This is a genomic window from Enterobacter sp. CPE_E890, from assembly GCF_046521475.1.
In the GTDB taxonomy this organism is placed as follows: Bacteria; Pseudomonadota; Gammaproteobacteria; order Enterobacterales; family Enterobacteriaceae; genus Enterobacter; species Enterobacter adelaidei.
Window position 1 is genome coordinate 4,491,739 of sequence record NZ_JBKFZW010000001.1, and the last position, 24,701, is coordinate 4,516,439.

Annotated in this window: 22 protein-coding genes; 15 read left to right on the forward strand and 7 right to left on the reverse strand. The window is 53.0% G+C overall.

Going from position 1 to position 24,701, the window contains the following annotated elements:
- Window positions 1-33: 33 nt before the first annotated feature.
- The 6 genes from rng to csrD form a co-directional block, all read right to left on the reverse strand.
- Window positions 34-1,503 carry a ribonuclease G gene (gene rng, locus ACLHV9_RS22175; RefSeq protein ID WP_028016996.1) on the reverse strand — a complete coding sequence of 490 codons (1,470 nt, stop codon included), beginning with the start codon at window positions 1,501-1,503 and terminating at the stop codon, window positions 34-36.
- On the reverse strand, window positions 1,493-2,086 hold the full coding sequence (locus ACLHV9_RS22180; protein WP_028016995.1) for a Maf family protein: 594 nt from the start codon (window positions 2,084-2,086) through the stop codon (window positions 1,493-1,495). Before ACLHV9_RS22180 ends, rng begins: the two co-directional genes overlap by 11 nt.
- 9 nt (window positions 2,087-2,095) lie before the next feature.
- Window positions 2,096-2,584: a rod shape-determining protein MreD gene (gene mreD / locus ACLHV9_RS22185; RefSeq protein WP_028016994.1), complete on the reverse strand. Its 489-nt coding sequence runs from the start codon at window positions 2,582-2,584 to the stop codon at window positions 2,096-2,098.
- On the reverse strand, window positions 2,584-3,600 hold the full coding sequence (mreC, locus tag ACLHV9_RS22190; RefSeq protein WP_023309400.1) for a rod shape-determining protein MreC: 1,017 nt from the start codon (window positions 3,598-3,600) through the stop codon (window positions 2,584-2,586). The genes mreD and mreC overlap by 1 nt, the downstream gene beginning before the upstream one ends.
- A 61-nt stretch (window positions 3,601-3,661) precedes the next feature.
- Entirely contained in the window at window positions 3,662-4,705 is a 1,044-nt protein-coding gene (gene mreB / locus ACLHV9_RS22195; RefSeq protein WP_000913396.1) for a rod shape-determining protein MreB, read from the reverse strand.
- A gap of 282 nt (window positions 4,706-4,987) precedes the next feature.
- Entirely contained in the window at window positions 4,988-6,928 is a 1,941-nt protein-coding gene (csrD, locus tag ACLHV9_RS22200) for an RNase E specificity factor CsrD (RefSeq protein WP_407221072.1), read from the reverse strand.
- 182 nt (window positions 6,929-7,110) lie between these two features.
- Here csrD and ACLHV9_RS22205 point away from each other — a divergent pair, with 182 nt between their 5' ends.
- From ACLHV9_RS22205 to ACLHV9_RS22265, 13 genes are all read left to right on the forward strand, one after another.
- Complete coding sequence (locus ACLHV9_RS22205) at window positions 7,111-8,085, forward strand: MDR family oxidoreductase (protein ID WP_129324204.1); 975 nt, start codon at window positions 7,111-7,113, stop codon at window positions 8,083-8,085.
- Window positions 8,086-8,162: 77 nt separating this feature from the next.
- Entirely contained in the window at window positions 8,163-9,164 is a 1,002-nt protein-coding gene (msrP, locus tag ACLHV9_RS22210) for a protein-methionine-sulfoxide reductase catalytic subunit MsrP (protein WP_028016991.1), read from the forward strand.
- Window positions 9,165-9,764, forward strand: coding sequence for a protein-methionine-sulfoxide reductase heme-binding subunit MsrQ (gene msrQ / locus ACLHV9_RS22215; RefSeq protein ID WP_407221073.1), 600 nt, complete (start codon window positions 9,165-9,167; stop codon window positions 9,762-9,764).
- 234 nt (window positions 9,765-9,998) lie between these two features.
- Complete coding sequence (aroQ, locus tag ACLHV9_RS22220) at window positions 9,999-10,451, forward strand: type II 3-dehydroquinate dehydratase (protein WP_407221074.1); 453 nt, start codon at window positions 9,999-10,001, stop codon at window positions 10,449-10,451.
- Between the two features lie 21 nt (window positions 10,452-10,472).
- Window positions 10,473-10,934, forward strand: coding sequence for an acetyl-CoA carboxylase biotin carboxyl carrier protein (gene accB / locus ACLHV9_RS22225; protein WP_010436174.1), 462 nt, complete (start codon window positions 10,473-10,475; stop codon window positions 10,932-10,934).
- A 10-nt stretch (window positions 10,935-10,944) separates the two neighbouring features.
- Window positions 10,945-12,294, forward strand: coding sequence for an acetyl-CoA carboxylase biotin carboxylase subunit (accC, locus tag ACLHV9_RS22230; protein ID WP_023333644.1), 1,350 nt, complete (start codon window positions 10,945-10,947; stop codon window positions 12,292-12,294).
- Between the two features lie 108 nt (window positions 12,295-12,402).
- Window positions 12,403-12,645, forward strand: coding sequence for a YhdT family protein (locus ACLHV9_RS22235; RefSeq protein WP_028016988.1), 243 nt, complete (start codon window positions 12,403-12,405; stop codon window positions 12,643-12,645).
- The gene (gene panF, locus ACLHV9_RS22240) at window positions 12,635-14,086 is read left to right on the forward strand and encodes a sodium/pantothenate symporter (protein WP_028016987.1); all 1,452 of its coding nucleotides are present in this window, start codon (window positions 12,635-12,637) and stop codon (window positions 14,084-14,086) included. Before ACLHV9_RS22235 ends, panF begins: the two co-directional genes overlap by 11 nt.
- An 11-nt stretch (window positions 14,087-14,097) precedes the next feature.
- Window positions 14,098-14,979: a 50S ribosomal protein L11 methyltransferase gene (gene prmA, locus ACLHV9_RS22245; protein ID WP_028016986.1), complete on the forward strand. Its 882-nt coding sequence runs from the start codon at window positions 14,098-14,100 to the stop codon at window positions 14,977-14,979.
- Window positions 14,980-15,361: 382 nt separating this feature from the next.
- Window positions 15,362-16,327, forward strand: coding sequence for a tRNA dihydrouridine synthase DusB (dusB, locus tag ACLHV9_RS22250; protein WP_014885445.1), 966 nt, complete (start codon window positions 15,362-15,364; stop codon window positions 16,325-16,327).
- A 23-nt stretch (window positions 16,328-16,350) separates the two neighbouring features.
- Window positions 16,351-16,647 (forward strand): DNA-binding transcriptional regulator Fis, encoded by a 297-nt coding sequence (gene fis, locus ACLHV9_RS22255; RefSeq protein WP_000462905.1) that lies wholly within the window; start codon window positions 16,351-16,353, stop codon window positions 16,645-16,647.
- Window positions 16,648-16,826: 179 nt separating this feature from the next.
- A complete protein-coding gene (locus ACLHV9_RS22260; RefSeq protein WP_028016985.1) occupies window positions 16,827-16,991 on the forward strand; it encodes a DUF2556 family protein in 165 nt (54 codons plus the stop codon).
- A 139-nt stretch (window positions 16,992-17,130) separates the two neighbouring features.
- Window positions 17,131-19,212: a putative bifunctional diguanylate cyclase/phosphodiesterase gene (locus ACLHV9_RS22265; RefSeq protein WP_407221075.1), complete on the forward strand. Its 2,082-nt coding sequence runs from the start codon at window positions 17,131-17,133 to the stop codon at window positions 19,210-19,212.
- On the opposite strand, the gene envR is transcribed toward ACLHV9_RS22265, so the two are convergent.
- The gene (envR, locus tag ACLHV9_RS22270; protein ID WP_049007528.1) at window positions 19,128-19,844 is read right to left on the reverse strand and encodes an acrEF/envCD operon transcriptional regulator; all 717 of its coding nucleotides are present in this window, start codon (window positions 19,842-19,844) and stop codon (window positions 19,128-19,130) included. The two genes, ACLHV9_RS22265 and envR, sit on opposite strands and share 85 nt — an antisense overlap.
- A 386-nt stretch (window positions 19,845-20,230) precedes the next feature.
- On the opposite strand from envR, the gene ACLHV9_RS22275 reads away from it, so the two are divergent.
- Window positions 20,231-21,370: an efflux RND transporter periplasmic adaptor subunit gene (locus ACLHV9_RS22275; RefSeq protein WP_407221076.1), complete on the forward strand. Its 1,140-nt coding sequence runs from the start codon at window positions 20,231-20,233 to the stop codon at window positions 21,368-21,370.
- Between the two features lie 11 nt (window positions 21,371-21,381).
- Window positions 21,382-24,495 carry an efflux RND transporter permease subunit gene (locus tag ACLHV9_RS22280; protein WP_407221077.1) on the forward strand — a complete coding sequence of 1,038 codons (3,114 nt, stop codon included), beginning with the start codon at window positions 21,382-21,384 and terminating at the stop codon, window positions 24,493-24,495.
- The last annotated feature ends 206 nt before the right edge of the window (window positions 24,496-24,701 follow it).

Sequence of the window (24,701 nt, forward strand, 5' to 3'; positions counted from 1 at the left end):
CCTTGTCAGCATTCGTCACGCAGCGTACTGCGCTTACATCATCACGACGTCAAACTGCTCCTGGTTATAGAGCGGTTCAATTTGTACTTTTACCTGTTTGCCGACAAAGATTTCCACTTCCGCCAGCGCGTGCGACTCTTCGCCTTTCAACGCTTCAGCCACCGCAGGGGAAGCATAGACCAGAAAACGATCGGAGTCGTAGGCATGATGAACACGCACGACTTCGCGCATGATTTCGTAGCAGACGGTCTCAACCGTCTTTACCGTTCCGCGTCCATGGCAGGTTGGACATTCATTACACAGTACATGTTCAACGCTTTCACGGGTACGCTTACGCGTCATTTCCACCAGCCCGAGCTGCGAGAAACCGTTGATGCTGGTTTTCACACGATCTTTACTCAGCGCCTGCTCCAGCGAGTGCAGCACGCGGCGGCGATGGTCTTCATTACTCATATCGATAAAGTCGATGATGATAATGCCGCCCAGGTTGCGCAGACGAAGCTGGCGCGCAATCGCCTGCGTCGCTTCGATGTTGGTATTGAAGATAGTGTCATCCAGGTTACGGTGACCAACAAACGCCCCGGTATTGATATCAACGGTGGTCATCGCTTCGGTCTGATCGATGATCAAATACCCACCAGACTTCAGTTCAACCTTGCGCTCAAGCGCACGCTGGATCTCGTTTTCGACATCATAGAGATCGAAGATCGGCTGACGCCCAGAGTAATGCTCCAGCAGGCCAGGCATCTCGGGGATGTATTCAGCGGTAAACTCCAGCAGGGCTTCATAGGTCAGGCGGGAATCCACGCGAATACGGTCGAGCTGTGCATCGGCAAAATCACGCAGAACACGTTGAGCAAGCGCCAGCTCACCATAGAGCTGGTAGCGGGTCTGGTTGCGTTTTTTACGCTCCATCACCTTGGTCCAGACGCGCTTCAGGTAAGCCGCATCAGACGCCAGGTCTTCTTCGCTGATCCCTTCCGCTGCGGTACGGATGATAAACCCACCCTGTTCATCGCAGTAGGCGCTGACCACTTTCTTCAGACGCTCGCGCTCGGTTTCACTCTCAATACGCTGCGAAACGCCTACGTGCGATGCGCCGGGCATAAAGACCAGATAACGGGAAGGTAAAGTGATGTCGGTGGTCAGACGGGCACCTTTGGTGCCGAGGGGATCTTTCACCACCTGTACCATCAGATCCTGACCCTGACGCACCAGTTCAGAAATATCGCGGACGGCAAATTGCTTTTGCTCTTCACCTGCAACGCACTCGGTGTGCGGCATGATATCGGAGGCATGTAAAAATGCCGCCTTATCCAGTCCAATATCTACAAAAGCCGCCTGCATACCCGGTAGTACACGACTGACACGACCTTTGTAGATATTGCCTACTATTCCGCGTCGCGCTTCGCGCTCAATATGAATTTCCTGAAGAATGCCACCATCAATGTAGGCCACACGGGTTTCCGATGGCGTTACGTTTACCAACAATTCAGCCGTCATAATTATCCCTTCCCTCACGCAGTGAGTTAAAATTGCTCAGCAACTCATACGTTTCCACCAGCGGTAAGCCGACTACGGCGTGATAGCTGCCATTAATCTTCCTGACAAAACAGCCACCCAGCCCCTGAATACCGTATGCACCTGCCTTATCCATCGGTTCACCGCTGGCAATGTAAGCGGTGATCTCGTCGTCGGTAAGTACTCTGAATGTCACATCCGTCACGACCAGGCAATCCAGCACGTTCTGGCTGTCTGCCAGTGCGACGGCCGTCATCACCTGATGCGTTTGTCCGGACATTTTGCGCAGCATACGCGCCGCATGATCGGCGTCGCGCGGTTTCTCAAGCACTTCACCGTTAAGAATAACGATGGTATCTGCCCCCAGCACCGGAAGGTCACGTGGCACACTGGCTACGCCAGCCTGCGCTTTCTCGCGCGCAAGGCGAGACACGTACTGTTGAGCACTTTCGCCCTCAGCACGTTTTTCTTCAATGCCGGTCACGATGCGTTCAAAAGATACCCCTAACTGCGTCAGGAGTTCCTGACGGCGCGGGGAGCCAGAAGCGAGATACAAAGACGTCATAGAAACCTTTTATTGCACGGCAAACTGCTGGCGAATCTTACGCATCAGCAGGAATAACCACGGCCAGAGCACACCGTTTACTACACTACTCCAGAACACTTCCGGTCGGAAAGAGACGTTGATCACTAAAAACTCTGCCCAGAAAACAACAATATCCGCAGCAAGCGACAACAACATCACCACCAGGGCCTGTTGCCAGAGCGCGAGGTTACGAAAGAGCTGGAATTTAAGTGCGACGAGGTACGCAATTATGCTCATGGACAACGCGCGCACGCCAAGCGTAGAGCCACTAATGAGATCCAGTATGGCACCCATCACAAAACCTGTTCCGACATTTACGCGATGCGGCAGGGCAAGGATCCAGTAGAGCAAAATGAGTAACACCCAGTTTGGCCGGAAAACAAGAATGTCATCCGGCCAGGGCATAACCTGCAGTAACAGCGCAATGAGAAACGAGAGCCAGATGACCCAGCGTCCCTGGCTACGATAACTTGCCACTACTGCCCTCCCGAAGAGAGTTTAGGCGGTGGTGGCGCATCCGGCAGCGGCTGCGTTAATCCTGTTGCTGGCGCCGGGACTGGCGCAGGCGGCCCCATGGAATCTGCAGGCGGGAGAACCTGCGGCATCATCTGCATCAGACGCTCATTCGCCACACGATGCACCTCTTCAGGCGTCATCGGATTAGCACCATTACGATCGGCGCCCCACAGCAGCAGCAGATAGCGCAGACGCTGTAAACCTGCGGTTGGACGTGCCTGAATCACGGTATAGGCACGCTGAGTATCGAGCTTCACCGAAGAAACCACCGCAACCGGATAGCCTTCAGGGAAACGTCCACCCAGACCGGAGGTCACCAGAACATCACCGACACGGATATCCGTGTTCGCTGGCAGGTGTTCCAGTTGCAGATCGTCCGTACAACCGTTACCGGCGGCGATCACGCGAATGTCATTACGCAGGACCTGAATCGGCAGCGCATGGGTAGCATCGCAAATCAGCAGAACGCGGCTGGTCAGTTTGGCCACGGCAACAACCTGGCCCACAACGCCTTTATCACTGATGACTGGCTGACCTTCATACACACCGTTCACGCTACCTTTGTCGATCACAACCTGATCGCTGTAAGGATCGTTTACGGTGGAGATCACCTGCGTCACCATCTTCTGCTCATCCTGACGCAGCGGCGAGCCGAGCAGTTCACGCAGACGCGCGTTTTCCTGCTTGTATTGCCCCAGCATCAGCAGCTCGCTGTTTTTCAGCAGCAGTTCCTGGCGTAGCGCCCGGTTTTCGAGTTCGAGTTGGTCACGCGAAGACAGCGTTTGAGAAACGGAGTCGAGTAGTTCGCGGGGACCATTTGATACAAAGTAGAAAGGACTGACGGCGGTATCCATGTACGTTCTGATCTGACTGAACGTACCGAGGCGGCTATCGGCAATAATGACCCCAAGCGCCACCAGAACCGCCAGAATGAGGCGAAACTGTAGCGATGGGCCACGGCTAAAAATTGGCTTCATAGGCTATGCGTATTCTCGCGTCAGAGAGAAAGGGTAGCGATGCGCTACCCTTTCACAATGACTACTCTTCGCTGAACAAGTCGCCGCCGTGCATGTCGATCATTTCCAGCGCCTTGCCACCACCACGGGCGACGCAAGTCAGTGGATCTTCTGCAACTACGACAGGAATACCTGTCTCTTCCATTAACAGGCGGTCGAGGTTACGCAGCAGCGCACCACCACCGGTCAGAACCATACCGCGCTCGGAGATATCGGACGCCAGTTCTGGCGGGCACTGTTCCAGCGCAACCATTACCGCGCTTACGATGCCGGTCAGCGGTTCCTGCAGTGCTTCCAGAATTTCGTTGGAGTTCAGGGTGAAACCACGTGGAACACCTTCAGCCAGGTTACGGCCGCGTACTTCAATCTCACGCACTTCATCGCCCGGATACGCAGAGCCGATTTCGTGTTTGATACGCTCTGCAGTGGCTTCACCGATCAGAGAGCCGTAGTTACGGCGCACATAATTAATGATGGCTTCATCGAAGCGGTCACCGCCGATACGTACAGAAGAGGAGTAGACCACACCGTTCAGAGAGATAACGGCGACTTCAGTGGTACCACCACCGATATCCACCACCATTGAACCCGTTGCTTCAGACACAGGCAGACCTGCACCAATTGCCGCAGCCATTGGCTCTTCAATCAGGAACACTTCACGAGCACCTGCACCCTGGGCAGATTCACGGATTGCGCGACGCTCAACCTGGGTTGCGCCAACCGGCACACACACCAGAACACGCGGGCTTGGGCGCATGAAGCTGTTGCTGTGAACCTGCTTGATGAAGTGCTGAAGCATTTTTTCAGTCACGAAGAAGTCAGCGATAACGCCGTCTTTCATTGGGCGAATGGCGGCGATGTTGCCAGGGGTACGACCCAGCATCTGCTTCGCGTCATGACCCACTGCAGCGACGCTTTTCGGCGAGCCTGCACGATCCTGACGAATGGCCACAACAGAAGGCTCATTCAATACGATGCCTTGTCCTTTTACATAAATAAGGGTATTCGCGGTACCCAGGTCAATGGACAGGTCATTGGAAAACATGCCACGAAATTTTTTCAACATACTAAGGGATAATCCTGAAAGCTGGGGCGGAAAACAAAATCCGCTTACTTTACCAACCACACGCAGCAGCGACAAGGCGCAAAAATCATCTGCAACGGTGAAAATTTGTGCAGTACGTTTCCTGATGTTACAAAATTGATCCCTGATTCCCTCAGGGCTGAGTCAACAGCAGCGTCCCTCACTGACATTTGTAACCCGTTAAAGGTCGTTCACTGGCTTTTTGCTCGACATACTCAAAGCTACAGGCGCGATATTCTACGTGAAAACAGCGTAAACGGCAGGTCAAACAGAGTATCTTTGCAAATATTTTTTCACGTTGGTGTCAAGCGGCTGAGAGGCGGCAAAAAAATCCCCCTGACCACCGGTAACACCGCGCTCTGTTAACATCTGCCATTCGCCTCTGGAGCGCACACCTGTGGCAAATACTTGCGTTCGCGTTCCCTTGCACGCTTCAACCAGACTCTGTACCAGCAGCTGGTTTTCCGTGCGCTTCTCAATATTCCTCACCAACCCCGGATGTAGCTTTAATAACTCCACATCCAGCTCTTTGATCCAGTTAGTACTGACCAGCGTTAACCCGGCATGCGTAACGGCTACACGCGAGCCGAGCGCATTGATCAAACGTACCACCGGGCGCAACCGGCTGATGTGTTGACCTACATCCGCCTCAGCAAGTTCAAAAATAATATGTTTGCGTTGCGATTTTTCGCATTGCATTAATGTATCACGCAGCCAGCGCTGAAAACGTGGGCGTATTAACGACTCTACGGTGACCTGTAACGCCAGGGTTTCTTCAGACCAGAAGGATAAAAAAGGAATCAAGCGGCTAATTTGCTGCCGGTCATACTCTTCGGATAGCCCAAACTGCAGTACCATCGGCAGATATTCCGCAGAGATGACTTCTTCTGTGCCGTCAAAAATACGGCACATCAATTCACGATGATGAACATGACCGTTTTTCATGACTGCAGGTTTTTGATAAATACGTGGCCCGCCGCGGCTTAGCATTTGCTCGATCAGCGTTCGCCAACGCACATTGCCACGCCCTTTTTCCGGCAGCGAGTCGTCATAAACCGCCCATCCGTTCGCCCCTTGTAACACGGCGTTGCGGGTCGCCGCTTCCGCGTGTTCCATCACTTGTTCTGTTGATTGCCCGCCGCGCCAGGCACAGATCCCCATATGCACCATATCGTCCCTGTCGAGCATTTTGCTCTGCGGCAGCGCATCCACCGCCTTCAGCAGCTGGCTGGCGATGCTTTCCGACTCCTTCAACGTGCGATGCGGCAACAATACGGCAAAATCGCTGCGGTGATATCGGGCCAGTAGCGCCCCCGGGTAACGCATAATAAAGGTGGAGAGCAGGTTGATTAGCGTAAAGAGATTTTCTTCCGCAACCCGCTGTCCCCAGGTGTCGCGCAGGAGATCGAAGTCAGGCAGGCGAATCATCATTACCACCCCGTGCGTCCCCACCTTTTCCGGGTCCTCAAGCAACGTGGCCAGTTGGTTGTCAAAGAACAGGCGGTTGTTAAGGCCGGTTTTATTATCCTGGGCGGCATAGGAGCGGATCAGCGTATCCATACGGCTGCGCTGGTCACTGGCGAACTGGATTTCTGAGAGCAGCGTATCCAGCGCGCTACTGGCGCGTGCAGGCCATTCATGGACTGAACCACGCACCTGCGGGCCGCGTTCACCGTTAAGGATCCGCACGGAGCGCACCTCCAGCAGTTCCTGACCGGAGAGCTGGCGGCGCAGCCAGCGGACAGCAAGAAAAATAAGCAGGACGATAAACGCAACAGCAACGGTGAGTGGCGCAGTGGTCATCATGGAGCGGAAATAACTGGCCATCGGATCAAGGTAGACCATGTGCAGAGTCATCCCAGGATTTTTAAGCGAGTGCACAGTCACTTCCCGATACTGGCTCACCACACCTGCCGGCCGATAACTTTCCTGCCGTATATGGCTAAAAACCCGATGCTTTCCCTGCTGAATGTCTATCTGAACAATATCAACAGGTGCCATCAACTCATCCAGTTCACGGGAAAGTGCCGGCAGCGGCGTCGTCAGCAGACGAACATCAATCACCGAAGCAACAGCCTGGACCCGGTTGACCAGCTTGTCCTGAATGGCGTTATAAAAGCTCAGAGAGCAGCCAAGCAGTGTGACAAAAATGGTAAGCCCCGTCAGCAAGGTGATAAAAGCTGAGAACTTCGTCGTTAATCGCATCCTTGAGATTACTCCGTAGGTTGATGGGGTAGCGAGTAAGCGCTAACTTGCATTTCAAATGCGGCATACTATCAAATCGGCTGTAACTGGCAATTTATTGCGTTAAATCGACATTGCTTTTCCCTGAGCGAGTATAGTCTTCAGAAATTATTTTCCAATCATCCGAGTCATGAGGACCCCGTATGCAGGCTTTGATCTTAGAACAGCAGGACGGCAAAACGCTTGCCTCAGTGCAACCCGTTGAAGAGAGTCGCTTACCGGAAGGCGAAGTCACCGTCGACATCGACTGGTCCAGTTTAAATTATAAAGATGCACTGGCTATCACCGGCAAAGGGAAAATCATCCGAAATTTCCCTATGGTACCCGGTATTGATTTTGCTGGCCGGGTTCATACCAGCGAAGATCCGCGTTTCCATACCGGCCAGCAGGTATTGCTCACCGGCTGGGGCGTAGGTGAAAACCACTGGGGTGGTCTGGCAACGCAGGCGCGTGTTAAGGGTGACTGGCTGGTCCCCATGCCGAAGGGGATGGATGGCCGCAAAGCAATGATCATTGGTACAGCAGGCTTTACCGCCATGCTGTGCGTGATGGCGCTGGAAGATGCGGGCATCCGCCCGGAATCGGGTGAAATTGTCGTGACCGGCGCCAGCGGTGGCGTGGGTAGCACAGCAGTCACGCTGCTGCACAAACTGGGTTATCAGGTCGCAGCTGTTTCTGGTCGTGAAAGCACCCACGATTACCTGCGCCAGCTCGGCGCTAACCGCATACTTGGCCGCGACGAGTTTGCCGAAACCCGCCCACTGGAAAAACAGGTCTGGGCAGGGGCGGTGGATACCGTCGGTGACAAAGTGTTGGCGAAAGTGCTGGCGCAGATGAATTATGGCGGCTGCGTTGCAGCTTGCGGTCTGGCAGGAGGATTTGCCCTGCCAACGACGGTGATGCCATTCATTTTGCGTAACGTTCGCCTGCAGGGGATCGATTCCGTGATGACGCCAGCGGCCCGTCGTCATGAAGCCTGGGAACGCCTGGTGCGCGATCTGCCTGAATCCTTCTATACCCAGAGCGCAACGGAAATTAGCCTCAGCCAGGCACCGGAATATGCCAGTAAGATCATGGACAACCAGTTCCACGGTCGCGCGCTGGTGAAAATTGCCTAATCTTCAAATTTTCGTGACATATTCGCGCGAATCCTTCTCCTCCGTCATGCTTAGAAAAACGCATGACGGAGGATGCCATGAAAAATAGAAAACTGACGGAAGCAGACGTAACGTCTGAATCTGTCTTTATGTTACAGCGCCGCCAGATCCTGAAAATGCTCGGTATCAGCGCTACCGCACTGACGCTTTCCCCAACGGCACACGCCGACCTGCTGGACTGGTTTAAAGGCAACGACAGGCCGAAAGCCCCTTCCGGCGCACCACTCACCTTTACCAAACCGGCCCAGTGGCAAAACACGTTGACGCTCACACCGGAAGATAAAGTCACCGGCTATAACAACTTCTACGAATTCGGCCTCGACAAGGCCGATCCTGCCGCCAATGCGGGAAGCCTCAAAACCGATCCGTGGACGTTGAAAATTGAAGGTGAAGTGGCAAAACCCCTGACGCTGGACCATCACGAACTCACCACCCGCTTCCCGCTCGAAGAGCGTATCTACCGCATGCGGTGTGTGGAAGCCTGGTCTATGGTGGTGCCGTGGATCGGCTTCCCGCTGCATAAACTGCTGGCAATGGCGGAGCCCACCAGCAACGCAAAATATGTCGCTTTCCAGACACGTTATGCTCCTGACGAGATGCCTGGGCAGAAAGACCGGTTTATCGGCGGCGGGCTTGATTATCCTTATGTAGAAGGGTTACGCCTCGACGAAGCGATGCATCCGCTTACCCTGCTGACCGTTGGCGTTTACGGCAAAGCGCTTCCACCGCAAAACGGTGCCCCCATTCGTTTAACCGTACCGTGGAAATATGGTTTCAAAGGGATTAAATCTATTGTCAGCATTAAGCTCACCCGCGAACGTCCGCCAACCACCTGGAATCTGGCCGCCCCGGGCGAATACGGTTTCTTCGCCAATGTGAATCCGCATGTGGATCATCCACGCTGGTCCCAGGCAACCGAGCGTTTTATCGGTTCCGGCGGTGCGCTGGACGTGAAGCGCCAACCGACGCTGCTGTTTAACGGTTATGCGGATGAAGTGGCTTCACTTTACCGTGGTCTCAATTTACGGGAGAACTTCTGAGTGCGTTTAACAACAAAGCAGATAACCTGGCTGAAAGTGCTGCTCCACTTAGCCGGGTTGCTTCCTTTTATCTGGCTGTTCTGGGCCGTCAGCCAGGGACTCTTTAGTGCCGACCCGGCAAAGGATATTCAGCACTTTACGGGTAGGATGGCTCTGAAATTCTTGCTGGCAACCTTGCTCGTCTCGCCGCTGGCGCGCTACGCTAAACAGCCATTATTGATACGAACTCGTCGGCTTTTGGGGCTATGGTGTTTTGCCTGGGCGACGCTGCATCTCACCAGCTACGCCCTACTGGAACTGGGAATTAACAATCTGACACTGCTTGGCCGTGAACTGGTGACGCGTCCTTATCTGACGCTGGGTATCGTGAGCTGGCTGGTTTTACTGGCGCTAGCACTGACATCCACGCAGTATGCACAGCGAAAACTGGGCAGACGCTGGCAACTGCTGCACAACTTCGTCTATCTTGTCGCGATCCTCGCACCCATCCATTATCTGTGGTCGGTGAAGATCCTCTCACCCCAGCCAATCCTGTATGCGCTGGCGGCCGTGGCGCTTTTAGCATGGCGTTACAAGAAGTTCCGCCAGTGGTTGCGATAGTTCGCGAAACTGTGCGTTTTCCCGCAGATTCCCCGTCAACCGCAAATCTTTTTCGGATAGCGGTTGATAATCTTCCCTGATAAGACCAGTATTTAGCTGCCAAATGCTACGAAATCGTTATAATGTGCGACTTTGGTTCCCCCGACAGCAGGTTTAGGCCTCTGAAAAGGTGACAATTGCGTTTCGAAGGTATATTTTGTTTTTTACCGGAAAATCGCAGGAGATAGCAGCACAATGGCTGATAAATTCCATATCTTAGTTTTAAACGGACCGAACCTGAACATGCTCGGTACCCGCGAGCCTGAGAAGTACGGCACGCTGACATTGGATGAAATTGTTAACCGTCTGGGAACGGAAGCAGTGTCACTCAATGTGGATTTGGATCATTTTCAGTCAAACGCGGAGTACGCACTCATCGACCGTATTCATCAGGCTAAAGACAATGTGGACTATATCCTGATCAATCCGGCCGCGTTTACGCACACCAGTGTTGCTATCCGCGACGCACTGCTCGCGGTGAGTATCCCGTTTATCGAGATCCACCTGAGTAACGTGCACGCCCGAGAGCCGTTCCGCCACCATTCGTATCTGTCGGATATCGCTGCCGGCGTTATCTGCGGACTGGGTGCTGACGGCTATTCATACGCTTTACAGACAGCGGTAAAACGCTTGTCACAATCAAACTAAACAAGAGTACGGAACCCACTCATGGATATTCGTAAGATTAAAAAACTGATCGAGCTGGTTGAAGAATCAGGCATCTCCGAACTGGAAATTTCTGAAGGCGAAGAGTCTGTACGCATCAGCCGTGCAGCACCAGCCGCTAGCTTCCCGGTAATGCAGCAAGCTTATGCTGCGCCAGTGCAGCAGCCTGCGCTTTCCGCAGCCGTTGCGCCAGCAGCTGAAGCCGCACCTGCCGCTGCAGCAGAAATCAGTGGTCACATCGTACGTTCCCCAATGGTTGGTACTTTCTACCGCACCCCGAGCCCGGACGCGAAGGCGTTCATCGAAGTGGGTCAGAAAGTCAACGTAGGCGATACCCTGTGCATCGTTGAAGCGATGAAAATGATGAACCAGATCGAAGCAGACAAATCAGGTACTGTGAAAGCGATTCTGGTCGAAAGTGGTCAGCCGGTTGAATTTGACGAGCCGCTGGTCGTCATCGAGTAACGAGGCGAACATGCTGGATAAAATTGTTATCGCCAACCGCGGCGAGATCGCACTGCGTATTCTTCGTGCCTGTAAAGAACTGGGCATCAAGACTGTCGCTGTGCACTCAAGCGCGGATCGCGATTTAAAACACGTATTGCTGGCGGATGAGACGGTCTGTATTGGCCCGGCTCCGTCCGTAAAAAGCTATCTGAACATCCCGGCTATCATCAGCGCCGCTGAAATCACCGGCGCGGTGGCAATTCATCCGGGTTACGGCTTCCTCTCTGAGAATGCCAACTTTGCTGAGCAGGTTGAACGCTCTGGCTTTATCTTCATCGGCCCGAAAGCTGACACCATTCGCCTGATGGGCGACAAAGTGTCTGCCATCACCGCAATGAAAAAAGCCGGTGTTCCAACCGTACCAGGTTCTGACGGCCCTCTGACCGACGATATGGATGCTAACCGTGCTCATGCTAAACGCATTGGCTACCCGGTGATCATCAAGGCGTCCGGCGGCGGCGGCGGTCGCGGTATGCGCGTTGTGCGCAGCGACGCTGAACTGGCTCAGTCCATCTCCATGACCAAAGCTGAAGCGAAAGCCGCTTTCAGCAACGACATGGTGTACATGGAAAAATACCTGGAAAACCCACGCCACATCGAAATTCAGGTGCTGGCTGACGGTCAGGGTAACGCAATCTATCTGGCAGAACGTGACTGTTCCATGCAGCGTCGTCACCAGAAAGTGGTCGAAGAAGCACCCGCACCGGGTATTACCCCGGAACTGCGTCGCTACATCGGCGAGCGTTGCTCCAAGGCGTGTGTCGATATCGGCTATCGCGGTGCAGGTACCTTCGAGTTCCTGTTCGAAAACGGCGAGTTCTACTTCATTGAGATGAACACCCGTATTCAGGTTGAACACCCGGTTACCGAAATGATCACCGGCGTTGACCTGATCAAAGAACAGCTGCGTATCGCTGCAGGCCAGCCGCTGTCCATCAAGCAGGAAGAAGTTGTGGTGAAAGGCCATGCGGTAGAATGCCGTATCAACGCCGAAGACCCGAACACCTTCCTGCCAAGCCCGGGTAAAATCACGCGTTTCCACGCGCCGGGTGGCTTTGGTGTACGCTGGGAGTCACATATCTACGCTGGTTACACCGTACCGCCGTACTATGACTCAATGATCGGCAAGCTTATCTGCTACGGCGAAAACCGTGACGTGGCGATTGCCCGCATGAAAAATGCCCTGCAGGAGCTGATCATCGACGGTATCAAAACCAACGTTGATCTGCAGATGCGTATCATGAGCGACGAGCACTTCCAGAATGGTGGAACCAACATCCACTATCTGGAGAAGAAACTCGGTCTGAACGAGAAGTAATACAGCATCTTTGCAAAAAGGCCGGATTATCCGGCCTTTTTTATTTCTGGGGCCTGGAAAGCCTCATCATGTACAATCCCCGCTTTCTTCATCCACAAGGGACAAAAAATGGACAAACGTTTTGTTCAGGCCCATAAAGAAGCGCGCTGGGCGCTGTGGCTGACCCTTCTTTATCTCGCAGCATGGTTAGTAACCGCTTACTTACCAGATTCAACAGCAGGTATTACCGGCCTGCCGCACTGGTTTGAAATGGCGTGCCTGCTGGTACCACTGATTTTCATTCTCCTCAGTTGGTTTATGGTGCGCTTTATCTTCCGCGATTTCCCGCTGGAGGATAGTGATGCAAACTGAAATCATCACCGTGCTGGTTGTCTATTTGATCGTCGTGTTTGGCCTCTCTTTCTATGCCATGCGCAAACGCAGTACCGGATCGTTTCTGAGCGAATATTTCCTCGGCAGCCGTTCGATGGGCGGGTTTGTGCTGGCGATGACGCTGACCGCGACTTACGTGAGCGCCAGTTCGTTTATCGGCGGGCCAGGAGCCGCATACAAATATGGCCTGGGCTGGGTATTACTGGCCATGATTCAGGTGCCCACCATCTGGTTGTCGCTGGGCGTTCTGGGCAAAAAATTTGCCATCCTTGCCCGTCGCTATAACGCCATAACGCTGAACGACATGCTGCAGGCACGTTATCAAAGCCGCGCGGTGGTCTGGATTGCCAGTATCAGCCTGATTGTCGCCTTCGTTGGCGCCATTGCCGTTCAGTTTATTGGCGGCGCGCGCCTGCTGGAAACGGCAGCGGGTATCAAGTACGAGACTGGCTTGCTCATCTTCGGGATCACGATTGCGCTGTACACCGCGTTTGGCGGTTTCCGCGCCAGCGTGCTGAACGACACGATGCAGGGCATGGTGATGTTGATAGGCACTCTGGTGCTGCTGGTTGGCGTCATCTACGCGGCAGGCGGCTTACACAATGCGGTAGAAACGCTTGAGCAGATTGACCCGAAACTGGTCAGCCCCCACGGTGCTGATGATATTCTGACGCCCGCGTTTATGACCTCCTTCTGGGTGCTGGTCTGCTTTGGCGTGATCGGTTTGCCGCACACCGCCGTGCGCTGTATCTCCTATAAAGACAGCAAAGCCGTTCATCGGGGGATTGTGATTGGTACCGTCGTTGTCGCCCTTCTGATGCTGGGTATGCATCTGGCGGGCGCGCTCGGACGGGCCGTATTACCTCACCTGACCGTGCCGGATCAGGTGATCCCAACGCTGATGGTACAGGTTCTGCCGCCGTGGGCCGCCGGGCTGTTCCTTGCGGCACCGATGGCAGCGATCATGTCCAACGTTAACGCGCACCTGCTTCAGGCTTCCGCTACCATCATCAAAGATCTGTGGCTTAGCGCGCGTCCGGCTAAAATGCATAATGAGCAGAAGCTGAAACGCATCTCAACCTGGACCACGCTGGTGCTCGGCATTCTGATGATGCTCGCCGCATGGCGCCCGCCGGAGATGATCATCTGGCTGAACCTGCTGGCATTTGGTGGGCTTGAAGCCGTATTCCTGTGGCCGCTAGTGTTAGGGCTCTACTGGGAACGTGCAAACGCCGCGGGCGCGCTGAGCGGCATGATTGTCGGCGGTGTGCTGTATGCCGTCCTCGCAACGTTTAAGATTCAGTACCTGGGCTTCCATCCGATTGTGCCTTCGTTACTGCTAAGTTTACTGGCGTTTGTGGTGGGGAACCGTTTTGGTCAGCCCGTCCCACAACCCGCTATGATTTCTACTGATAAATAAAGAGTTTTGCCATGCCGTGGATCCAACTAAAACTGAATACAACTGGCGCAAACGCCGAAGAGCTGAGCGATGCGTTGATGGAGGCCGGCTCGGTTTCCATCACCTTCCAGGACACGCATGACACGCCTGTCTTCGAGCCACTGCCGGGCGAAACCCGCCTGTGGGGTGATACCGACGTTATTGGCCTGTTTGATGCCGAAACCGACATGAAAGAGGTCGTCGCAATTCTGGAAAACCATCCTCTGCTCGGCGTGGGTTTTGTGCACAAAATCGAACAGCTGGAAGACAAAGACTGGGAACGCGAGTGGATGGATAACTTCCACCCTATGCAGTTCGGCAAACGTTTGTGGATCTGCCCAAGCTGGCGCGACGTTCCGGATGAGAACGCGGTTAACGTGATGCTCGATCCGGGCCTGGCATTTGGTACCGGCACTCACCCAACCACCTCCCTGTGCCTGCAGTGGCTGGATGGTCTGGATCTGGACGGCAAGACGGTGATCGACTTCGGTTGCGGATCCGGGATCCTGGCCATTGCGGCACTGAAACTGGGTGCAGCAAAAGCCATCGGGATCGATATCGATCCGCAGGCCATTCAGGCCAGCCGTGATAACGCCGAGCGTAACGGTGTCTCCGATCGTCTGGAACTGTATCTGCCGGATGCGCAGCCAGAAGCCATGAAAGCCGATGTGGTGGTCGCAAACATTCTGGCAGGCCCATTACGCGAACTGGCTCCGTTAATCAGCGTGCTGCCCGTTGAGGGCGGTCTGCTTGGACTTTCGGGTATCCTGGCAAGCCAGGCGGACAGCGTTTGCGAAGCCTATGCCGATCTCTTTGCACTCGACCCGGTGGTGGAGAAAGAAGAGTGGTGTCGTATTACCGGCCGTAAAAAATAAGCCCTGGGCGTGGTCATCAGGCCACGCCTTATCTCGTTTTGCTGCATAAAACCGCCTCCCCCGTCTCTGAATATCTTGTCCTAAAATGAGAGCCAGATCTCAAAGATGGCGGTAAAACTGTTGCTAAAAACAGCAGATTATCCCGCTTCAGCGAGGCATTTATTCAGAAATGATGAGAAGTTACGGGAAATTGTAAGCGTACATAAAACAAGCATTATCGCATAACACAATGATTTACATGGTGAATAATTTTTAACAGAGCGATTGAGCGGCGATTCCTTGATCTACAACAGAGGATTGTTCAAAGTTTGGCCTTTCATCTCGTGCGAAAAATGCGTAATATACGCCGCCTTGCAGTCACAGTATGGTCATTTCTTAACTCATGCGCATCGGACACCACCAGCTTAGAAATCGCCTGATCGCAGCCCCTATGGCAGGTATTACCGACCGGCCGTTCAGGACGCTGTGCTATGAGATGGGAGCCGGTTTAACCGTATCCGAGATGATGTCGTCTAACCCGCAGGTATGGGAAAGCGATAAATCCCGCCTTCGGATGGTGCACATTGATGAACCAGGTATCCGCACCGTGCAAATTGCCGGAAGCGTGCCTGAAGAGATGGCAGATGCCGCGCGTATTAACGTGGAAAGTGGTGCCCAGATTATTGATATCAATATGGGTTGCCCGGCCAAAAAAGTGAATCGCAAGCTTGCAGGTTCAGCCCTTCTGCAATACCCCGACCAGGTGAAATCTATCCTGACGGCGGTTGTCAGCGCAGTGGACGTTCCTGTTACGTTGAAGATTCGCACGGGTTGGTCGCCGGAACACCGTAACTGTGTAGAGATTGCCCAACTGGCCGAAGACTGTGGCATTCAGGCCCTGACCATTCATGGACGCACTCGCGCCTGTTTGTTCAATGGTGAAGCTGAATACGACAGCATTCGGGCAGTTAAGCAGAAAGTTTCCATTCCGATTATCGCGAATGGCGACATAACTGACCCGCTTAAAGCCAGGGCTGTACTCGACTATACGGGAGCTGATGCTCTGATGATAGGACGTGCAGCTCAGGGAAGACCCTGGATCTTCCGGGAAATCCAGCATTATCTGGACACTGGGGAGCTGCTTGCCCCGCTGCCTCTGGCAGAGGTTAAGCGCTTGCTTTGTTCGCATGTTCGGGAACTGCATGACCACTACGGTCAGGCAAAAGGGTACCGAATTGCGCGTAAACACGTCTCCTGGTATCTCCAGGAGCACGCTCCAGATGACCAGTTTCGGCGCACATTCAACGCCATAGAGGATGCCAGCGAACAGCTGGAGGCGTTGGAGGCATACTTCGAAAATCTTGCGTAATGAAATAAAGAGCTGACAGAACTATGTTCGAACAACGCGTAAATTCTGACGTACTGACCGTTTCTACCGTTAACTCTCAGGACCAGGTAACTCAAAAGCCCCTGCGTGACTCGGTTAAACAGGCACTGAAGAACTATTTTGCTCAACTGAACGGTCAGGATGTTAATGACCTGTATGAGCTGGTACTGGCTGAAGTTGAACAGCCACTGTTGGACATGGTGATGCAATACACCCGCGGTAACCAAACCCGCGCTGCGCTGATGATGGGTATCAACCGTGGTACTCTGCGTAAGAAACTGAAAAAATACGGCATGAACTAATTCCGATTAGCGAAATGCATGTTTAAAAAGGCGCTACCTGGCATGGGGATGCGCCTTTTTTATTGCCCGCACCTGTGACCGTCAACGCTTTGTAAACCTTCACTTATCCCGCTTTTAAACCGCGACGTTTCGTGTATATTTCCACCACATTACTGACTCTCTTCTCGCGGAATGACACAATGATTCGTAAATACTGGTGGCTGGTTGTCTTCGCAATCTCCATTTTCATTTTCGATGCACTCCTGATGCAGTGGATTGAACTGATGAGCACCGAAACCGATAAGTGTCGCAATATGAACTCCGTCAATCCGCTGAAATTAGTGAACTGTTCAGAACTCGACTAAGCCTCTTTCCCCACCAGCCTCCCTGTTATTACACACTAAAAACAGGGATTTAAATCCCTTTGAGCCATTACCTTCCGATGATAATGTCTCGCCCTTCTCAACCGCTCTGGCGTAACGTCAAACTCGAGTAGAACCGACCATGCTGGTTAGCCAATACAACCATATCCTTGTAGTCCTCTCCTTTGTTGTTGCTATCCTTGCCGCGTATACCGCGCTGAATATGGCCGCGCGCGTTGCCGGGAGCCAGGGTGTCGCAGCCCGTATCTGGCTGGCTGGTGGCGGGATTGCCATGGGTATTGGCGTGTGGGCGATGCATTTCATCGGCATGCTGGCGATGGACCTCTCCATGAGCATGAGTTACAACGCCAATCTGACGGTGTTATCCATGATCATAGCGGTGGGTTCGTCACTGTTTGCGCTGTGGCTCGTCAGCTGCGAGCAATTGCGTTTGCGCCGTCTGTTGCCCGGGGCGTTAGTGATGGGAAGTGGCATCGTGGCCATGCATTACACCGGTATGGCAGCGCTGGAGGTCACACCGGGTATTATCTGGGACAAGCTATGGGTCGCCATTTCGGTCGCCATTGCACTTGCCGCTTCACTCGCGGCATTGTGGCTGACGTTCCGCTTGCGCCAGGAAGCCGCTCAGGTCGTACTGATGCGCATGGGTGCAGCCATCACCATGGGGATTGCCATTGCCGGTATGCACTACGCCGGAATGAAAGCCGCACAGTTTCCAATGTCGACGATGGTGCACCATGACGGCATTAACGGGAGCTGGCTGGCGGTGCTGGTCAGCGTTGTTGCTCTCTCTATTCTTGGGATCAGCCTGCTGGTGTCGATGCTGGATGCCCGCCTTCAGGCACGTACCGCCCTTCTTGCCTCATCACTTGCAGAGGCTAACCGGGAACTCGCGCAGCTGGCGCTGCAAGATACGCTAACGCGTCTGCCCAATCGCGTACTGCTGGAAGACCGACTCGATCAGGCCATCTGCAAAGCCGCTCGTGAAGGCAGCAATTTTGCCTTGATGTTCATGGATCTTGACGGTTTTAAAGCCATCAATGACGCCTACGGCCATGATATCGGTGACAAGCTGCTGGTCGCCGTGACGCAGCGTCTGTTGCTTCCCCTGAAAGGCCAGTTCACCCTTGCACGTATCGGAGGTGATGAGTTTGTTCTGCTGGCAGAAGGAGAAGGTCCGGACGATGCGGCTTCTCTGGCAAACTCACTGGTTCACGCGATAGATCGCCCGTTCAATCTCGATCCCTATGAACTGATGGTGACACTCAGCATTGGTATCGCATTGTATCCTCACGACGGCAAAACCGAACGTGAGCTGATGTTTAATGCGGATGCAGCGATGTACCACACCAAACATATGGGACGAAATGGCTACCACTTCTTCCAGCCCTCCATGAACACTCTGGCGCAGACCCATCTCCAGTTAATGAACGACCTGTGGATGGCTATTAATCGTGATGAGCTCCGCCTTGTTTATCAGCCAAAATTTCACGCGCCAGCTGGCCCTGTCCTCGGTTTCGAGGCGTTACTGCGCTGGCAACACCCGAAACAAGGATTACTGACGCCAGACCTTTTTCTGCCGCTGGCGGAAAAAACGGGGCTCATCATTCCCATCGGTAACTGGGTAATCAATGAAGCCTGTCGCCAGTTGAGGGAATGGCATCTTCAGGGCCATCAAAGCTGGTCGATGGCCGTAAACCTCTCGACATTGCAGTTTGAACAACCGTCACTGGTAAAAACCGTTCTCGACTGTCTGGCGCACCACAATGTGCCACCGGAAAAGTTGATCCTCGAAGTGACGGAAACCACGGCAATGAGTAACCCGGATGAGAGTGTACGGGTGTTGACGGAGCTGACCGATGCGGGTGTGAAAGCCTCCATTGATGACTTTGGTACCGGATATTCGAGCCTGCTGTATCTCAAGCGTTTACCGGCCTGTGAATTGAAGATCGACAAAGCATTTGTGAAAGAGTTAAGTGGGGAAAGCGGAGATGCAACCATTGTCTCGGCGATTGTGGCTCTCGCAAAAACACTCAACCTGAAAGTCGTGGCTGAAGGTGTAGAAACCGAAGCACAGCAAACCTTTTTGACAGAGCTAGGCTGTAACACCCTTCAGGGTTATCTGTTAGGTAAACCTGTCAGCGCACAGACCATAGAGGCGCTTTGTGCCAGGGGAGAAATGTTACCTGACGCTGAGCAGTAAGCATCATCGGGCGATACCCGGATGACAGGGAGTGTCGCCAGAATGCTATCGACCAGTGCCGGAGCCTGCTGATATAGATTAAAACTGTCGTTATTCATTAACCAGTTTTTAATTATTCCGCTAAAAAAACCGTGAAATACAATCAAAGTAAGATCAACATTTACCTGTGCCGAAATGCTTTTTCGCGCAATACATGCCTCCAGCGTGGTACGTAAATAATCATAATTAAATCCAATGCGTTTCCTGATTTCACTCTCTTGAGTCATATCATTGCTGAATTCACACTTATGATACAAAATTTGTAAAAGCGCACATTGTCGGGGCTCACGCGCAATATATTGCAATGCAGTAATAAATTGCTCACGAAGTATTAACAACGGATCATCGTTTTCAGAAACAGAAAGTCTGTCGCGAATAATGTCGCGAAGTGGTAATTGCTGTTCCCAGATGGCATTAAATATTTCTGATTTACTGGTAAAGTGCCAGTAGATCGCACCGCGCGTAACCTTAGCGGCATCAGCGATATCCGTCAGCGTCGTGTTGGCCACGCCACGCATCGCAAACTGTTCAATAGCCGCTTCGATCAGCTGCTGTCGGGTTTGTTGAGCCTCTTCTTTCTTTTTACGCGCCATAGATAACTACTCGTTACTCACAAGATTTGTACGTCATACCGGGTTCAGTTGAAGGAAAGTATTCACCAAAATCAGTTTTAATTTTGCACAAAAAAAGTCAATTAACTTAATTTATAATTAAGACAAATACATAAGCACTATTAAATTCACCAAATGAATAGCATGAGAAATTAAACCCTATTTATCTGATTAACACGCCAGAAGTATAACGCTGATTACACCGGGTCTGATTCTGATTTTTCCAACATAGTTGGTCATTCGCACTTATAAATTAAAAAACATTAAATACCCTCATTATTATACGCAGCTACATTTTATTTTTATCCCTCTGCCCCAGCTACCGAGCCACGGCAAATATCGGTTAATGGGTATTTAAAGGAACAGTAATGACGAATCATTTCAGACGCTTGCCCTTATCCGGTTTCATTGTCTGTGCGGTACTGCTCACTGGATGCGATGGACAGGAAAATCATCAACCACATCCACAAGCACCTCAGGTCAGCGTCCATGTAGTGAAAAGCGCCCCTCTGGCTGTCACCACTGAACTCCCGGGCAGAACAGATGCATTTCGCGTTGCGGAGGTTCGCCCGCAGGTTAGCGGCATAATCCTGCGTCGCAATTTCACGGAAGGGAGCGATGTTAAAGCAGGTGAGTCACTTTACCAGATTGATCCCGCGACCTGGCAGGCAGCCTATGACAACGCCAAAGCCGAACTGTTGAAGTCTCAGGCAGCAGCGAATATCGCGCATCTGACGGTGAAGCGTTATCTCCCGCTGGTTGGCACACAATATGTGAGCAAACAGGAATACGATCAGGCAGTGGCGACGGCTCAACAGGCAGACGCCAGCGTTGCCGCCGCCCAGGCAGGTGTGGAATCTGCACGTATCAATCTTGCCTATACCAAAGTGACGTCACCTGTCGCTGGTCGCATCGGTAAATCCAGCGTAACCGAGGGAGCGCTTGTTACGAGCGGACAGGCCACCGCACTGGCAACAGTCCAGCAGCTTGATCCGATTTATGTCGATGTCACACAGTCCAGCAATGATTTCATGCGACTGAAACAGACCAGCCTGCAGAAAGGCGATGCCACCAGCACCGTTGAGTTGCTGATGGAGAATGGTCAGCCCTATCCGCTGAAAGGCACATTGCAATTCTCTGATGTTACCGTCGACGAAAGTACCGGTTCGATTACCCTGCGTGCCATTTTCCCCAATCCTCAACACCTGCTGCTACCCGGTATGTTTGTTCGCGCCCGCATTGATGAAGGCATACAACCGGATGCCATTCTGGTTCCACAACAAGGTGTGACACGCACACCACAGGGCGACGCTATCGTACTGCTGGTTAACGACAAAAACCAGGTGGAGTCGCGTACCGTTGTTGCGCCTCAGGCGATTGGCGATCGGTGGCTGGTGACAGGAGGTTTAAAAAACGGTGACCGTGTGATTGTCAGCGGTTTACAGAAAATCAGACCGGGGGCTACCGTCGTCGCCACGCCGGATACCACCACGACACCAGCCGGTTAAGGGACGACGACATGGCTAATTTCTTTATTCAGAGGCCTGTTTTCGCCTGGGTACTTGCCATCATTTTGATGATTGCAGGCGGGCTGGCCATTCTCAAACTTCCCGTCGCGCAGTATCCAACCATCGCCCCTCCCGCCGTGGCCATATCCGCAACTTACCCGGGAGCAGATGCTCAAACGGTGCAGGATACCGTGACCCAGGTTATCGAACAGAACATGAACGGTATTGATAACCTGATGTATATGTCCTCCACCAGCGATTCAGCGGGTAACGTCACTATCACCCTGACTTTCCAGTCAGGAACCGATCCGGACATCGCCCAGGTGCAGGTACAAAACAAGCTGCAGCTCGCCATGCCGCTGCTGCCGCAAGAGGTGCAGCAGCAAGGGATTGGCGTTGAGAAATCCAGCAGCAGCTTCCTGCTGGTCGCCGGTTTTGTATCAGACAATAAAAACCTTACGCAGAATGACATCTCCGACTATGTCGCTTCGAACGTCAAAGATGCCATCAGCCGAACGTCTGGTGTCGGTGACGTGCAGCTGTTTGGCGCCCAATATGCTATGCGCATCTGGCTCGACAGCAATGCGATGAACAAATACCAGCTGACGCCGCTGGATATTATCAACCAGTTGAAAACGCAGAACGACCAGATAGCAGCAGGTCAGTTGGGCGGGACGCCATCCATCCCAGGACAGCAGTTGAATGCCTCGATCATCGCACAAACCCGTCTGAAATCACCGGAAGAGTTTGGCCGCGTGACGCTCAAGGTGAACCAGGACGGTTCCATGGTTCACCTGAAGGATGTGGCTCGCATTGAGCTGGGTGGCGAAAACTACAATATGGTGACCAAAATCAACGGGCAGGCGGCAACAGGTCTGGGGATTAAACTGGCAACCGGGGCAAACGCGCTGGATACGGCAGCAGCCATCAAGAGCAAACTGGCGCAGTTGCAACAATTCTTCCCGCAAGGTCTGAAGGTTGTCTACCCGTATGACACCACGCCGTTTGTGAAAATCTCCATCCACGAAGTGGTGAAGACCCTGTTTGAAGCGATCGTTCTCGTCTTCCTGGTCATGTACCTGTTCCTGCAAAACCTGCGGGCGACGCTCATCCCGACTATCGCGGTGCCGGTCGTCCTGCTGGGCACTTTTGCGGTGCTGGCAGCATTCGGCTTCTCAATCAATACCCTCACGATGTTCGGGATGGTGCTGGCGATAGGTCTGCTGGTTGATGACGCTATCGTGGTTGTCGAGAACGTTGAACGTGTCATGGTTGAGGACAAACTGCCGCCAAAAGAGGCAACGCAGAAATCAATGGGGCAGATCCAGGGGGCACTGGTGGGTATAGCCATGGTGCTCTCGGCGGTCTTTATTCCAATGGCCTTTTTTGGTGGCTCGACGGGGGCGATCTATCGCCAGTTCTCACTGACTATCGTCTCGGCGATGGCGCTGTCTGTGCTTGTCGCGCTGATCCTTACGCCAGCGCTGTGTGCAACATTGCTTAAGCCAGTCTCCAGAGGCCACCATGAAAAAAAAGGGGGCTTCTTTGGCTGGTTTAATGCGCGCTTTGATCAGAGCGTGGAACACTACAGCAACAGCGTGAGCGGTATTTTGCGTAAGACCGGGCGCTATCTGGTGGTGTACGTCATTATTGTCGGTGGGATGGCGGTGCTCTTCCTGCGTTTACCCACCTCCTTCCTGCCCGAAGAGGATCAGGGGGTGTTTATGACGATGGTTCAACTCCCGGCAGGTGCGACCCAGACGCGGACTCAGCAGGTTCTCGATCAGGTTCAGGACTACTATCTGAATAAAGAGAAGGCAAATGTTGAGTCCGTCTTTACCGTTAACGGCTTTAGCTTCAGCGGCCAGGGTCAGAACTCCGGTATTGCGTTCGTCAGCCTGAAGCCCTGGGAGGAGCGCCCGGGGGAGAAAAATGGCGTCGAGGCCATTGTCGGTCGCGCGACGAAAGCCTTCAGTCAGATTAAAGACGGCCTTGTGTTCCCGTTTAACCTGCCTGCCATTATTGAGTTAGGTACCGCAACGGGCTTCGACTTTGAGTTGATTGATCAGGCTAACCTGGGGCATACCCAACTGACACAGGCACGCAATCAACTTCTCGGCATGGTGAAAGAGCACCCTGACCTGCTGGTGCGCGTGCGTCCTAACGGTCTGGAAGATACCCCTCAGTTCAAACTGGATGTTGACCAGGAGAAAGCCCAGGCATTAGGTGTCAGCCTTTCTGACGTTAACCAGACGATCTCGACTGCGTTGGGTGGCACCTATGTGAACGACTTTATCGATCATGGTCGCGTGAAAAAGGTTTACGTGCAGGCCGATGCCCGATTCCGTATGTTGCCAGGGGACATTAACAGCCTCTACGTACGCAGCGCGAATGGGGAAATGGTCCCGTTCTCAGCCTTTAGCAACGCTCACTGGGTGTATGGTTCACCTCGCCTGGAGCGCTATAACGGAATGCCTTCCATGGAGATCCTCGGTGAGTCGGCACCGGGTAAAAGTACCGGTGAAGCGATGGCTATGATGGAGAGCCTCGCGGCAAAATTGCCTTCCGGCATCGGCTATGACTGGACGGGAATGTCATACCAGGAGCGGCTTTCCGGTAACCAGGCGCCTGCGCTATACGCCATTTCACTGATCGTGGTGTTCCTGTGTCTGGCAGCCCTGTACGAAAGCTGGTCCATTCCCTTCTCCGTCATGCTGGTAGTGCCGCTGGGTGTCATTGGGGCACTTCTCGCAGCATCATTGCGTGGGCTAAACAATGACGTCTATTTCCAGGTCGGCCTGCTGACGACGATCGGTTTATCGGCGAAAAACGCCATTCTGATCGTCGAATTTGCTAAAGACCTGATGGATAAAGAAGGTAAAGGCCTCATTGAAGCCACGCTAGAAGCCTCAAGAATGCGCCTTCGACCGATTCTGATGACGTCCCTTGCCTTTATTCTGGGTGTCATGCCGCTGGTGATCAGCACCGGGGCCGGGAGCGGCGCGCAAAATGCCGTCGGTACGGGCGTTATGGGAGGTATGCTTTCTGCAACCCTTCTGGCGATTTTCTTCGTGCCGGTCTTCTTTGTGGTTGTCCGGCGAAGATTTACTCGCCATAAGGATTAATGTTTCCCTGAAAGGCACCTCTGGTGCCTTTTTTATTTTTAACGTAAACAATGAATTAGGCATTAAAAAATAACCCTCTAAAAAAACGATTATTTGCATTAAGTAAAAACAGCTTCTTGCAACTCCACAATTCCTCCATTAATTCACCTTGAAAATGACTTTTCTCCACGATTTTTACAAACTACATAATTTGAGATTATTCCTCG

Bases quoted from the DNA above. Each gene is read 5' to 3' on its own strand.
- ACLHV9_RS22235 (WP_028016988.1), top strand. From the start codon at position 12,403: ATGGACAAACGTTTTGTTCAGGCCCATAAAGAAGCGCGCTGGGCGCTG.
- dusB (WP_014885445.1), top strand. From the start codon at position 15,362: ATGCGCATCGGACACCACCAGCTTAGAAATCGCCTGATCGCAGCCCCT.
- prmA (WP_028016986.1), top strand. From the start codon at position 14,098: ATGCCGTGGATCCAACTAAAACTGAATACAACTGGCGCAAACGCCGAA.
- ACLHV9_RS22265 (WP_407221075.1), top strand. From the start codon at position 17,131: ATGCTGGTTAGCCAATACAACCATATCCTTGTAGTCCTCTCCTTTGTT.
- msrP (WP_028016991.1), top strand. From the start codon at position 8,163: ATGAAAAATAGAAAACTGACGGAAGCAGACGTAACGTCTGAATCTGTC.
- envR (WP_049007528.1), bottom strand. From the start codon at position 19,844: ATGGCGCGTAAAAAGAAAGAAGAGGCTCAACAAACCCGACAGCAGCTG.
- accB (WP_010436174.1), top strand. From the start codon at position 10,473: ATGGATATTCGTAAGATTAAAAAACTGATCGAGCTGGTTGAAGAATCA.
- aroQ (WP_407221074.1), top strand. From the start codon at position 9,999: ATGGCTGATAAATTCCATATCTTAGTTTTAAACGGACCGAACCTGAAC.
- ACLHV9_RS22280 (WP_407221077.1), top strand. From the start codon at position 21,382: ATGGCTAATTTCTTTATTCAGAGGCCTGTTTTCGCCTGGGTACTTGCC.
- ACLHV9_RS22260 (WP_028016985.1), top strand. From the start codon at position 16,827: ATGATTCGTAAATACTGGTGGCTGGTTGTCTTCGCAATCTCCATTTTC.
- mreB (WP_000913396.1), bottom strand. From the start codon at position 4,705: ATGTTGAAAAAATTTCGTGGCATGTTTTCCAATGACCTGTCCATTGAC.
- accC (WP_023333644.1), top strand. From the start codon at position 10,945: ATGCTGGATAAAATTGTTATCGCCAACCGCGGCGAGATCGCACTGCGT.
- ACLHV9_RS22180 (WP_028016995.1), bottom strand. From the start codon at position 2,086: ATGACGTCTTTGTATCTCGCTTCTGGCTCCCCGCGCCGTCAGGAACTC.
- ACLHV9_RS22275 (WP_407221076.1), top strand. From the start codon at position 20,231: ATGACGAATCATTTCAGACGCTTGCCCTTATCCGGTTTCATTGTCTGT.
- ACLHV9_RS22205 (WP_129324204.1), top strand. From the start codon at position 7,111: ATGCAGGCTTTGATCTTAGAACAGCAGGACGGCAAAACGCTTGCCTCA.
- csrD (WP_407221072.1), bottom strand. From the start codon at position 6,928: ATGCGATTAACGACGAAGTTCTCAGCTTTTATCACCTTGCTGACGGGG.
- panF (WP_028016987.1), top strand. From the start codon at position 12,635: ATGCAAACTGAAATCATCACCGTGCTGGTTGTCTATTTGATCGTCGTG.
- mreC (WP_023309400.1), bottom strand. From the start codon at position 3,600: ATGAAGCCAATTTTTAGCCGTGGCCCATCGCTACAGTTTCGCCTCATT.
- fis (WP_000462905.1), top strand. From the start codon at position 16,351: ATGTTCGAACAACGCGTAAATTCTGACGTACTGACCGTTTCTACCGTT.
- rng (WP_028016996.1), bottom strand. From the start codon at position 1,503: ATGACGGCTGAATTGTTGGTAAACGTAACGCCATCGGAAACCCGTGTG.